We start from the raw sequence: 12968 nt of genomic DNA on the forward strand, positions 1-12968 counted from the left end.
GGCATCCGGGTTACTATTATTGGCAGTTTTAACGTTCATCTCAAGGTCTTTATGTCGAAACCGATTACACCTTTATTAGCTGCCGATGCCATTATCGAATTACTGGACTACCCTAACCGGCCTTTTGTACTGATTGAACGAGCCTATCCGCCACTGGGTTGGGCGATTCCGGGCGGCTTTGTTGATGTCGGCGAAACGGTAGAACATGCGGCGATCCGGGAAATGCGGGAAGAAACCGGATTGACAGTTAACTTAACAGCTTTGCTGGGCATTTACTCCAATCCAGCTCGCGATCCGCGCAATCATACCGCTACTGCGGTGTATGTTGCTCAGGCCCATGGTACGCCACTGGCCGCTGATGATGCCAAAAACTACGGATTGTTCACTTTTGACAATCTGCCGGCATTAGCCTTTGACCACGCCCTGGTCTTGGCAGATTACCGGCGTTATCGGGAAACCGGAGCCTTAACCCCGTTGCGAGTATAATGTCCGTTTTACTAGCGGTTTTGCCGACCTCAATCAAAAAATTGAAAGCCGAGTCAATGGTATACGCTCCAGCCCACCAGCCCAAACCTTAACATTTATCACTGCCAAGAAATTTAGGGTGTTAAATTTATCCAACTGCTTTTAAGCCAGTGCCAAATTCAAGCACCTCATCAGTTCTAACCGTAAAGCTTTCTAGGGTATTAGGACCAAAGCTACAACTGATAGCCACATCGGCAGCATCTCGGCCTCTGGCAATTAACACTCGGCCGATACGAGGTATGTTATTGCGCGGATCAAAAGTGTACCAATGACCATCCAGATAAGCTTCAAACCAACCGGCAAAATCCATTACACCATAGGGAGGCGGGATACCCATATCACCTAAATACCCGCTGCAATATCTGGCCGGTATGTTCATGCAGCGACAAAAAGCAATGGCTAAATGCGCATAGTCACGACAAACCCCATTGCGCTCTTGATAGGCCTCCCAAGCCGTTTTGGTATTCCGGGCATATTGATAACCGAAGGTAATATGCTGATTAACAAAGTTACAAATAGCCTGTACCCGTTGCCATCCGGTTGGTGCTCTGTCAAATAACTGCCAGGCAATCTCAGACAGCCGGTCGGTCTCACAATACCGACTGCCTAACAGAAAGACCAGGGTATCGTCCGGTAAATTTTCTATGGGTATTTGTCTGGCTTGCGGCGCCACCTGATCCGCCAAACCGGTATCACGAATCAAGGCATCCGTAGAAATTTTCAACCGCCCCTGCGGCGCAACAATACGGCTGCACCAGTTACCAAAATTGTCCCGATAAGCCGATAACGCAACCGGCGGATCCGTAACCAGATAGTCCGGAATAATAATGTCTGATAAGCGGGTATAGTGCAAACTCAGGGTTAAGATCATGGGAGTGGGCTTGGGGCAATGATAAATCAATTCGTAACCAATGCGTATTTTCATAGTGATGCTCCTTAGCCAGCACTGCCGTTGCGGCAGACTCTGACAGTTGAATTATTGTGAGGTATGGGTATTCTCTAGACACGAGTTGACCAGCACCCTGCATAGTGATGCGGTTAACACTTTACGCAGAGCATTCCAGCGCCTGCCTGCCTTGACAATATGTTTTTGGTTGATTTCCAGTTCTATACCAATATAAACATCGGCTAAGAACTGCCGCCGCAACCAGGTGGTTAAACCATCGTTTTTACCAGCATAAGGATAATTGCGTCTAATCTGAAAATGAGGTAGGCAGTTGTGCAAATCGGCCTGCCAACGCGCGCAGAAGGCCAGTTCGCCGACCCGGCAAGGGTCATACAACAAACCGATGTCGGCGTTTCTGACTTTACCTTCCAGTTCCGGGGTAAAGCTGTGTACGGACAAATGCAGCACTTGGCCATGTTCAAGCACGGCCTGCCTGACCAAGCGCTCGACTTGCTCTCGATACGGCTGATAATATTGCCTTAAAATTTGCTGACGTGGTGTCGGCGGCAGTTCTGCAATGGTTTTACCATGTAGCCGGCGATGACCAATAGAACGATTTAGATCAACCAATAAACGACTGGTGGTAGAGCTCAACAACGGCGCTGCACAGGATTTTGCAAAGTCCTTGGCTATGCAAAGCGCTCCAGCATCAAAACCGCAATGACTATCCAGCAGTGCCTGCTGATCTGAAAACAGTTCACGATATTGAGCCGGAATCTGATTGCCGCCATGCTCACAACTAATCACCAAACCAGGGCGCTGCTGCCGACGATCCGGTTGAGCAAACGCCAAAGGATTAGCGGGACTGGACAAAACAATTACCAGTCCAAATCGGGCAAGTGCCTAAACACCTGGCGAGTACCTTCGGTCCATTGCTTACCCAGTGCCATAAAATATTCATCTCTCTCCTCAAAACGACGGCACATCCGCACTTGCAGACTGTCACGCTGATAGACCAGTAAATCTATCGGCATCCCCACCGATAAATTGCTGCACATTGTGGAATCAAAAGAAACCAGCACACATTTTGCCGCATCGTTTAAGGAGGTAGAACGAGTAATTACTCTATCCATGATAGGTTTGCCGTATTTGGTTTCCCCAGTTTGCAAATAGGGTGTCTCCAGACTGGCTTCAATAAAATTGCCTTGAGCGTAAATCCTGAACAAGCGCGGCACTTCTCCTGCTATCTGTCCACCCATGATAAATGAAGCGTTAAAATGCAAATCACTGGCTTGCAGATAATGACCGTCACGCCGATCAACATCCCGCATAGCATCCGATACCAGCGTGACCGCATCGAACATAGACTCGGCATTGCTCAGATTGGCCACGCCAGGCTTGGCGTTGCGCTGTTTCAGCACACTGATAACGGCTTGGGTTCCCGCCAGATTACCGGAGCTTAACAGTACGATAACGCGCTGATCCGTTTGTGAAAATACGGTCATTTTGCAAAATTTTGCAATATTATCCACCCCGGCATGGGTACGTGAATCCGAAGCGAACACCAGACCAGTATCTAACATCACACCTATACAGTAGGTCAAAACCGCAGTTCTGCGTGCAGATTCATCAAAATTAAACCTATGGCATTTACCCAAAACTAAAAATCAGCAGGCGAAATAAGCAAGCCTGCTAAATTGCATTATCTTTCAGTATGCCCGCCCAAACGTCCAGGGGGTGGCAATAATATGAACTTAAGACTTAGCAAGAGTCTACCGTTTTGCCGGCAGCCAATCTGTACGTTATCGCACATATATCCCGGCTAAAGCTTACCAGGCTACCGACTTTCCTGAATTGATTTATTGGCTACCAATAGCCCTATAATCTCTTATCTTCGACAATACCGGCCAATCAGCCAATTTACATTGATTACACATATTTTTAGCCGGCACTGCCCTCCCGCTTAACCAGCATACGCACCAAAATGAGTATTAATTTATTTTTTGCACTAAAAAAGACCACCATTATGCCCGTTAATTGACATCGATAATTTCACACACCCCCAGCAATGACGCGCTGGCGCATGATAGCGAACAAGTTGATACAACTCAAAAAAATAGGTTCGAATATTGCATACTAACTGTTGGAATTAATTCTTAATTATCAAAGTTTAGTACTAAGGGTAAAAAAATGACTGGAAATTTAGTGCGGGTTCAAGCAGTACAAAACATCACCAATCGTAAACCCATGCCCCCCAAAGCGCCTGAGCCATTGAGCAGCTTATGGTCGAGCGATGTGTTTACCTTAAGCAAGATGAAGGAAAGTTTACCAAAAGAAGTTTTTAAATCGGTCAAGAAAACCATAGAGGCCGGTGCCGAGCTTGATGTGTCTATTGCAGACGTAGTCGCTCTGGCCATGAAAGATTGGGCGCTCTCCAAAGGCGCACTGTATTACGCTCATGTATTTTATCCCTTGACCAATGCTACAGCGGAAAAACATGATGGTTTTATCTCCGTGCAAAGCGATGGTTCCACCATTTCAGAATTCAGCGGCAAAGTCCTGGTTCAAGGTGAGCCAGACGGCTCATCTTTCCCTAACGGCGGCATCCGCTCTACTTTTGAGGCGCGCGGTTATACCGCATGGGATGTCACCAGCCCAGCCTATATTATGACCACCGATAACGGTGCAACTCTTTGCATCCCTACGGTGTTTATTTCCTGGACCGGCGAAGCCCTGGACAAGAAAACACCATTGCTGCGCTCCAATGCCGCAATGAACAAAGCCGCAAAACGTGTGCTATCGCTGCTGGGTCATACCGACATTGCCCCGGTTAATTCCAGCTGTGGTGCCGAACAGGAATATTTTCTGGTTGATGCTAATTTTGTCAACAATCGTCCTGACCTGTTATTGGCTGGCCGCACGCTGTTTGGTACCCCTGCTGCTAAAGGCCAGCAATTTGACGACCATTATTTCGGCGCCATTCCAGAACGCGTCCAAGTGTTTATGCAAGATGTGGAAGAGCAACTATATCGTCTGGGAATACCTGCCAAAACCCGCCATAACGAAGTTGCACCTGGTCAGTTTGAAATAGCCCCGTTTTTTGAATCTGCCAATGTCGCCACTGACCATCAACAATTGTTAATGACGGTTTTAAAAAATACCGCCAAAAAACACGGTTTGGTCTGTCTGCTGCATGAAAAACCGTTTAAAGGCATTAATGGATCTGGCAAACATGTGAATTGGTCGGTGGGCAACGCCACGCAAGGCAATTTGCTTGACCCCGGCCATACCCCGCATTCCAACACTCAGTTTCTGCTGTTCTGCGGCGCAGTTATACGCGGCGTACACAAATACGGCCCATTATTGCGTGCTGCGGTCGCCACCGCCAGCAACGACCATCGTTTGGGTGCTAATGAAGCTCCGCCAGCCATTATGTCGGTCTATCTGGGTACTCAGCTTGATAACGTTTTTGAACAAATCAGCAATGGCAAGATTACCGGCTCACTCAATGCTGGTCAGATGAATTTGGGCATCACCACCCTGCCGGTATTCAGCAAAGATGCCGGCGACCGCAACCGGACTTCACCTTTTGCCTTTACCGGCAACCGCTTCGAGTTTCGCGCTGTGGGTTCCGGTCAATCAGTAGCCGGCCCATTGGTAACCATGAACACCATTCTGGCTGATTCGCTGGGCTGGGTTGCCGATACCCTGGAAAGCAAATTGGCCGCCGGTACCGAACTGGATACTGCCATTTTGGAAACACTGAAAATCATTATCGATGAACACGGCGCGGTAGTCTTCGGCGGTAACGGTTATTCTGCCGAATGGCATAAAAAAGCAGTTGAAGAGCGCGGCTTATTAAACTTGAAAACCGCCGCGGATGCGCTGCCTATTCTCAAAGAACCGTACATTGAAGCTTTATTCGACAAACTAGGCGTGTTATCACCAGTCGAACTAGCCAGCCGTTTTGAAATCTACGCTGAGCAATATATCCTGGCAATAGAAGTGGAAGCCAAACTGGTTGTGAGCATGACTAAAACCGGTATTTATCCGGCGGCGGTTAAATACTTGTCTGATCTGTCTACTACCCTGACCAGCCTGAAAAGCAATGGAGTGGAGTTGGATAATGCCAGTCTGGTGCAAATTTCAAGTCTGGTAAGCTCATTGACCGATAGTTCGGCAAAATTAAGCGCTGTATTGAAACAGCATGATTTTGCTACGATTGAGGAGCACTTGCAATTCTGCGCACAAACCATCCGACGGCTAATGGACGAGGTGCGCGTGTACGCCGATGCGCTGGAAAGTGAAATTTCTGATGAGTTATGGCCTTTCCCAACCTATCAGGAAATGCTGTTTATTAAATAACAGCTGTCTCAAAGCATTTGTCTAGGCTAACCATAGCCAACCAGGCCAGGCCAGCAATAATAGCTGGCCTGGCTTATACTGCTGGTCTCAATCACAAACTAATCTTTCAGGTTCTGTTTCGCTTGGCTAAACCCAAAAACCCAAGTACACCCAACAAAAAACACCAAGTTACTGTCGGCAAAGGTACCGGACTTGCTTGCAGCGTTGCATTGATAGTGACATCCACATAAAAACCCAACGATGAATTTGTTGGAATATCAAGTTGGTACGGTGAAAATACATCATCAGCAAGGGCATTCAATGGATTGATAGTATTGGCGTTGATAAATACTTGCCCCAAGTCGGGATTAGTATCGCTATACACATCCAGAATCACATCGCTATCCGCAAATTCACCGCCAGTATTAGCTGAAATATGATAGCCAAGCGATAAATCAACGCTATAAACATCGGTCAAACTGGTATTGGTCAACAACACACTATACCAACCAACAGTACTGGACTGAATTGCCCCATCGGTTGCATTACCTATAACCGAAAATGTGTTTTGAAAAGGATTGCTAAGCGAGAGTACTGTAGGATTTATACTAGGATTGTTCGCAGTCAGTTCGCCATCACCACTGACCAATGCATAAGACGCAGGTGCATCTGCCTGCTGAAATGATGCCTGGATGGTCAAACCGCTTAGATCGCCGGATGCATTATGATTGGTTATGCTGTCTACATAAAAATTTAACGCAACCTGAGAATCAAATGCGCTGCTGGCTTGGCTGAAACCGGGATGGAGCAGATAAAATATCAGCAGCGCACCGGTAAATTTAGGGTTAATAAAATTCAAGTTCATATATAGCTACCTAATGGTTAAGGCTGGTGATTATTGAGCCAGATAAGTATCAAAGCCCAGCAAGGGAGTTGGCGACCCATCTGCACCCACCGCCGGAATCAGCAAATATTCATCTTTAGCCAAGCCCGCAGCCATGGCATTACCAGCTATCAACGCTCGATTATCGCCAACTTGACCGTTCGGTACAGCAATCGCTGGGTGATCAAATGGTGCTTTTTCATATCGAACCCGGTTGTCGGTCAATGACTTCAAAAACGCCACCAGATCCGCACGCTGCCCGGCATCAAACTGCAAAAGCACCTGATTAACAGTTAAATGCTTGTCAGGATTATTAAAATTGCCTTTTCTAGTATAAAACTCCACAACTTGTTCCAGTGTCGCCATACCGCCGTTGTGCATATACGGGCCGGTAAGTTCCACGTTGCGTAAACTCGGCACCTTGAACACACCTTGCTTAGACACGGCCAGTTTTGCCGGAGCGGAGATGAGCGCGGCATTGGCTGCTGCTATGGTTGGAATATATGCGCTGTAGTTACAGTTTTGCTGTCTCAAATTGTTTTCCCGGCTACCGTCCAATTGAATACCATCGCTACTGCTGAATTTATCGGGAAAACTTGCAGGGATATTAACCGAGAGCGGCACAATAAAATCGCAGCTTCGTACAGTCTTAACGCCTGGGTCCAACACGGCAGCATACTGACCCAACAAATAATCGACGTATTGATCGGCAAATGATAATGGATGACCAAAATCATCGATACCGGCAATCCCTGGATCTGTGTTGGGGTCATTTACGCCAGAATTGGCAAAGCCAAAATCCAGCAGCCGACTGCCTGCCGTCACCGTATCACGCGTGATCAGGCTGATATTTTGACTAATGCCGGCAGCCTGCCCAGCCAAGCCATCACCAAATGCGTTCAATCCATAAGCAATTGGTGAATCCGCCGAACCGTAGTAGGAGTTGGCCTTTGGTGTGACCAGTGTGCTGTTTAAAACGATGGCCGCTTTAGTAAAAGCCGGACCGGAATGGCAAAGATTACAATGCACGGCAGAAAAGGTTTCGTAGCCATCTGTCAAAGCACTAATTTCATCCGCTGTCTTACCCAACCCCTGCCAAGTAGGCTCCAGCGTAATGGGGTCGCGCGGACTAAGATCAAATTCCGACTGATCAGATATCAGCGTACTTTGATAAAGTTGCAGGGCCAAGCCAAAGAACATGGAGAAATTGGCTTCCATTTGATTGTAGGGCGTATGACCACTGGGCACCTGAATAGGGACTGAGCCACTGAAAGACCAGAATTTGGTATTAAATGCCTGCATGATCAAATTTTTATAAGTGGTATTCAACCCCGGTCGCTGCTTGTCGAGACTGCTTAAGCTATATACACCCAACACACTGTCTGCATGATGTACGGCCTGATTCTGTAGAGGTTGTCTCAGCAATAATTTGCGACCAATCTCTGGCCAGTTACGCTGATTACAAGACATTTCCACATTATTCAGTGCCGGAGCCATCGCCTGAGAAGCTAGAGAGGAATTTTCTAAATGCAAGCGATACGGAATCACACTACGAGCACCGGTTTTTAACCAAAGTCCATTATTGGGATCGCGCTCACCCCAGGGACTGAAACCGTTATAAATATTATTAGCCCGACCATCCCAAAAATTACGATGATTGAATACAGCATTGATCACAGAAGGTGCATTTCTAGGTTCTACCCGCCTGCTGCCGACTGCACCGATATGAAATATTGGATCAGCAGCACGTTTACACTGATCATTCATGCCGCTAAATTGATTAACGCTGGCATATTCGCCACTGAAGGTTCCCGCCGAACCCACTACATCATCACTGGTAAAACTGATCCCACTAGACTGAAGCAAAGGGTCATGATAGTCAAAGCTGGGGAAATCAGCAGCGGATAGAGTGTAATTTGGGCCGCCGACCACTCCTGACGCTAATGGCTGGAATGTCTGGCTATTGGTATCCAAACCTTTCTGGCCTGGATTCAGTTGATTTTTTACCCGCCGATCAGCACCGGCATGAAAATGACATGATGCGCAAGCCATACCGTCACTGCCGACATTAACATCCCAAAACAGCGCCTTACCCAACACTATAGCTTTGGCCTTATCTACCACAATAGGATCATTGCTATCCAACAACCCCGGTACTGACGGGATAGGCACATTTTGTAATGGCGTCGGTTGTGGGCCGTGTGCCGATGCTATTACCGGTATAAGCAAAATAGCTTGAAAAATCAGTTTAGTGATTTGCATGACTTAAACTACCTGAAAATATGAATAACTGATTAGCTGCCAACTTAATGCGGCAAAGTTTGATCAAACGCTTTCACCGCTGTCGCCCTGCCATTGGCTCCCACCGCGTCTATGACCAGATATTGGTCAGCGCCTAATGCAGCAGATAATGGATTGGTTTTACTCACAGCAATATCATCACCTGGATGGCCATGGGTTATATTGATTTGCGGATGGTCAAACGGGGCTTTTTCATAGCGCACCCGTTCATCTGTCAAAGTTTTCAAAAACGCCACGATGGCAGCCCGATTGCCGGCATTAGTGGCTAAATCAGCCTGCTCAAAGATAAAACCAAAGTTTTTGGCCGGAGTCTCAAAATTTCCGCCTCTGGCATAAAACTCCAAAACCTGATCCAGAGTTGACATGCTGCCATTATGCATATATGGGCCGGTCAATTCGATATTACGCAAACTCGGTATTTTTAATACCCCGGATACTACCGCCAGTGTTTTACCGCTATTGGTTTTAGCTAATTCCGTCTTTGTGGCGGCGGCTGTGGGCTGATAGGCATAGCTTGGGGTTGCGCAATCAATTGTGCTTTGTGCTTGAGGGATTACGCCATCGGCCTGGGTGAAAAATCGGGGAATGGCTGTGGGTACATTCAGGGCCAACGCTACCTGAAAATCACATGGTCTGATAGTTTTGACGACAGCATCGTAAACAGCGGCATTATTACCTGCCAAATACTGCAAATATTGCTGACTGAATGACAATGGCAGACCCAAATCATCAACCCCAGCCAAACCTATATCTGCTTCAATAGGAGTAACACCAGTCGAACCAAAACCGGTATCGATCAGGGTATTACCGGCATTACTCAGAGAGCGGGTCACAACATTATTTGAGGTTTTAATGATAATGTCCGGACTACCAAAGGCTTCGGGATGCGTTTTCACCAATTGAGCATTAATAGCAATAGCCGCGCTGGTAAAAGCTGGGCCGATATGACACATTGCGCAATTGCTGTTTCTAAACTGATCCAGACCACTTAATTCAGTTGCACTTAAATCTGTCGGCAAGCCTTGGGCATTGCGGCCACTTCGATCGAAAGGTGAGTCATCGGAAACCAAAGTAGATTCGTACAATTGGATGGCCAAGCCAAAAAACATGGAAAAATTTGCTTCAATCTGGGCATAAGGCATTGCTCCAGGGGTTGCGGGAGCACCAAACTTATCCCGCAAAGGATAAGACCAATATTTTGAATTAAACGCATCCATTACCAGCGCCCGATAATAAGTATTCAGACCGGGCTGGAGATTACCCGGTGAGCTAAGACTTAAAGCGCCGAGTACACTGTCCTGATAATGCACAATTTGTTGTTCCAACGGGGCACGATTCAGAATCTTGCGGGCCAGATCTTTAAAGGTGCGCTGACTACAGCTCATTTCGGAATCGTTTAGTGGTGGTGAAACCGCCAGCGATGCCAGCGAAGAGTTGATGAGTGTTAGACGTTGCTTTGCAATTGTCGTGGCACCGGTTCTTACCCAAATACCGGCGTTTGGATCACGATCACCCCAAGGACTGCTGCCGTTAAATATATTGTTAGCCCGACCATCCCAAAAATTACGGAAGTTAAATACGGCATTGATTACCGTAGGGGCATTACGCGGGGTGACTTTGCGGGTACCAATGGCCCCGACATGAAATACCGGATCGGCTGCGCGATTACAGGTGTCGTTGCTGCCGGTTTGCACCGACAAAGAAAAATCTCTTGGCGTTACTGACAAAAACTTGCCGGCAAATGTGCCGGACGATCCGAATACATCATCACTCTGAAAGTTAATAGTTGAACCGGGATCCAAAGGATCGGCCAGTTGATAGAACGGAAAGTCAGCTTGTTTGAGTGAGGCATTCGGCCCTCCGACACCATTACTGGCGGTGTGGGTAAAGGTTTGCGCAGTGGCCAGAGTAGAAAATTTGCCGCCTGGCGCCAATTGATTTTTGGTTCTTCCATCAGCGCCGGCATGATAATGGCAACTTGCACAAGCCATACCATCACTACCGACATTGGTATCCCAAAACAAGGCCTTACCCAAGGCAATTGCTGAATCTTTATCAACCACAATCGGATCAGGCCCATCCAGCAAACCCGGTACGGCAGGCAAAGGTGTGCCTTTAAGACTGATCGGCAAAGGACCAAAACCGTCTGCCAGTACAGAGGTTTCAATGCCAAGCAGCATCAGACCAACCAGCATAATTGGGTTGATTAAACGAAAAAACATACTAAGACTCCGGATTTTCTAATGTGTAGCGCTAGATTTGCCAGATCGATGATCTGACCAAACAGGATGTGCCTCACCATTGCAGTGAGACACACACCCAAAGCAGATAAAACGGCTTTTGTGATACCTGTGTTTTACCCAGATGTTCATTCAAACATCCCCCCTATGACGAATTGTCTCGTACCGATAATTTCATTCCCTAAAATTATGTTGGCATAATTGATACTATGGCTTTGACAGCAAGAACTTCAGATAATAAGCGCTCACAGTAACTTACTTAAACCGCTCTCAACTTTTTGCGACCGCAAGCAAGCATTCCGGCCAGCGCTGAACCGAACAAATAAACTGCGCCAGGTACTGGCACTGCAGAAATACTGAGTTGATAAGTCGATGCCAGGGTCTTACTGCTATCCGCTCCGCCGACATAAATTGCGTAAAAACCCTGCGCCAAATTCTGGAACACCAGATCAGCCGAATTACTGGTAGTGCCGCCAGCCACAGTACCGGAGAAATAAGTATTGTCTGCAGCCACCTGATTAACTCCTGCATTGATGACTTCTCCCCAGGAACCACTAGCATGAGCAATACCGGTATTGACATAAGCCAGGGTTTCCAACAAATTGCCGCCACCTGCAGCATTAACTGAAGGATCGGTTGCCCAAACGGTACCGGCACTGCCGAGTTGACCAACTGAATTAAACACATGCGGGGCATTGCCCACGGCACTAAGCTCACCGGGCGCCGTCGTTCCACCATTAAAAGCACTATTGCCGCTAGCCCATACCGTAAAAGCCACACTGGCATTGCCGGTTAATACAGTGGCATTAATATCTACGGTTTGATTAGCCGCTGTGACATCAAAGGTAAACCACTTACCGGTGTGTCCCCAGGATGAATCCAATAAGGCGGCATTGTCGGTGAATGCATTTTTGTTCAGGCCTAAGGTATTAATAGTCTGAATTTCACTATTGGCACCCAACACATTATTGCTGCCTATCCAAGCTGACAGCGCTTGAACACCAACGGCCCCAGACGCAAAAGAAGTGCTGCTGACTACCGATAATACGGTTCCTGCCAGTATTGAATTAATAGCAGTTTTTAATTTCAAACTCATTCCTAATCTCCATTGTGCTTGCGCACCACTAAGTATTTAACGATAAACCACCTCTGATTTAGAATAATTAACACAAAAACTGGTAAGCGGCCTGTACACCGGAAACAATCGACATACAGGAAGATTAACATTGATTTGCTAGTATGTTTCACGTCAGATATGGCTCTTTTGCCGAGCAGAATACAAAATGCTTTGACCAGATGTGGCTATGCATCATGATTTTTTGGCGGCACAACATCGTAAGCAAACAGCATGCCAATAGAAAAATTACATATCATGTATTCAGTAAAAAATATAAATTAGTTAAATACGTTTAGCAGGCTAATTTTATATTTCTGCTTATAAAGCCTAAAAAATTAATCACATCATAATATTAAAAACCACAAGTATATTTCCTTATTAACAACTTAATAACAAATAAAGACAATAGAAAACTAAAAATAATTTATTTTTAATTTCAATTAGTTATAAAGCATGACAAGCCAGGTATATCACTACCTAAAACCCACAGACAGATTATAAAACCATTAATCATACAGACTTTATCTAAATGAAAAACAAGGCGACAACATAGGAATAACAATACAGTAAAAACGCTATTTCACCTCAACGACCAGAATAATTATTAAACAACGACCACAGCACGCAATCAATTTTAAAGTTAAATTTTTAAAAAAATACCTTACATCACAT

General features: G+C 46.4%; 9 protein-coding genes. 2 read left to right on the forward strand and 7 right to left on the reverse strand.

Annotated features, from left to right (window positions below; translation table 11 throughout):
* Nucleotides 1-51: 51 nt before the first annotated feature.
* Nucleotides 52-486: an NUDIX domain-containing protein gene (locus KEF85_RS10630; protein ID WP_215580346.1), complete on the forward strand. Its 435-nt coding sequence runs from the start codon at nucleotides 52-54 to the stop codon at nucleotides 484-486.
* A 127-nt stretch (nucleotides 487-613) separates the two neighbouring features.
* On the opposite strand, the gene KEF85_RS10635 is transcribed toward KEF85_RS10630, so the two are convergent.
* From KEF85_RS10635 to KEF85_RS10645, 3 genes are read right to left on the reverse strand one after another with little or no spacing between them, the layout of a single operon-like run.
* Entirely contained in the window at nucleotides 614-1450 is an 837-nt protein-coding gene (locus KEF85_RS10635) for a transglutaminase-like domain-containing protein (protein WP_215580347.1), read from the reverse strand.
* A gap of 51 nt (nucleotides 1451-1501) precedes the next feature.
* Nucleotides 1502-2284, reverse strand: a complete 783-nt coding sequence (locus KEF85_RS10640; protein ID WP_246534875.1) for an N-formylglutamate amidohydrolase — start codon at nucleotides 2282-2284, stop codon at nucleotides 1502-1504.
* 5 nt (nucleotides 2285-2289) lie between these two features.
* The gene (locus KEF85_RS10645) at nucleotides 2290-2994 is read right to left on the reverse strand and encodes a proteasome-type protease (protein WP_215585132.1); all 705 of its coding nucleotides are present in this window, start codon (nucleotides 2992-2994) and stop codon (nucleotides 2290-2292) included.
* A gap of 607 nt (nucleotides 2995-3601) precedes the next feature.
* Between KEF85_RS10645 and KEF85_RS10650 the strand changes: the two genes are divergently transcribed.
* A complete protein-coding gene (locus tag KEF85_RS10650; protein ID WP_215580349.1) occupies nucleotides 3602-5776 on the forward strand; it encodes a glutamine synthetase III family protein in 2175 nt (724 codons plus the stop codon).
* Nucleotides 5777-5882: 106 nt separating this feature from the next.
* Here KEF85_RS10650 and KEF85_RS10655 read toward each other — a convergent pair whose 3' ends face one another.
* From KEF85_RS10655 to KEF85_RS10670, 4 genes are all read right to left on the reverse strand, one after another.
* Nucleotides 5883-6620 (reverse strand): hypothetical protein, encoded by a 738-nt coding sequence (locus KEF85_RS10655; protein WP_215580351.1) that lies wholly within the window; start codon nucleotides 6618-6620, stop codon nucleotides 5883-5885.
* A 30-nt stretch (nucleotides 6621-6650) separates the two neighbouring features.
* On the reverse strand, nucleotides 6651-8900 hold the full coding sequence (locus KEF85_RS10660) for a cytochrome-c peroxidase (protein ID WP_215580353.1): 2250 nt from the start codon (nucleotides 8898-8900) through the stop codon (nucleotides 6651-6653).
* Between the two features lie 44 nt (nucleotides 8901-8944).
* The gene (locus KEF85_RS10665) at nucleotides 8945-11161 is read right to left on the reverse strand and encodes a cytochrome-c peroxidase (RefSeq protein WP_246534878.1); all 2217 of its coding nucleotides are present in this window, start codon (nucleotides 11159-11161) and stop codon (nucleotides 8945-8947) included.
* 277 nt (nucleotides 11162-11438) lie between these two features.
* Complete coding sequence (locus tag KEF85_RS10670; protein ID WP_215580355.1) at nucleotides 11439-12275, reverse strand: hypothetical protein; 837 nt, start codon at nucleotides 12273-12275, stop codon at nucleotides 11439-11441.
* Between the last annotated feature and the right edge of the window lie 693 nt (nucleotides 12276-12968).

The organism is Methylomonas paludis, assembly GCF_018734325.1.
GTDB lineage: Bacteria > Pseudomonadota > Gammaproteobacteria > Methylococcales > Methylomonadaceae > Methylomonas > Methylomonas paludis.

Excerpts from the sequence above, each read along its gene's own strand:
- KEF85_RS10630 (WP_215580346.1), top strand. The coding sequence starts at position 52 with ATGTCGAAACCGATTACACCTTTATTAGCTGCCGATGCCATTATCGAA.
- KEF85_RS10635 (WP_215580347.1), bottom strand. The coding sequence starts at position 1,450 with ATGAAAATACGCATTGGTTACGAATTGATTTATCATTGCCCCAAGCCC.
- KEF85_RS10645 (WP_215585132.1), bottom strand. The coding sequence starts at position 2,994 with ATGTTAGATACTGGTCTGGTGTTCGCTTCGGATTCACGTACCCATGCC.
- KEF85_RS10650 (WP_215580349.1), top strand. The coding sequence starts at position 3,602 with ATGACTGGAAATTTAGTGCGGGTTCAAGCAGTACAAAACATCACCAAT.
- KEF85_RS10655 (WP_215580351.1), bottom strand. The coding sequence starts at position 6,620 with ATGAACTTGAATTTTATTAACCCTAAATTTACCGGTGCGCTGCTGATA.
- KEF85_RS10660 (WP_215580353.1), bottom strand. The coding sequence starts at position 8,900 with ATGCAAATCACTAAACTGATTTTTCAAGCTATTTTGCTTATACCGGTA.
- KEF85_RS10665 (WP_246534878.1), bottom strand. The coding sequence starts at position 11,161 with ATGTTTTTTCGTTTAATCAACCCAATTATGCTGGTTGGTCTGATGCTG.
- KEF85_RS10670 (WP_215580355.1), bottom strand. The coding sequence starts at position 12,275 with ATGAGTTTGAAATTAAAAACTGCTATTAATTCAATACTGGCAGGAACC.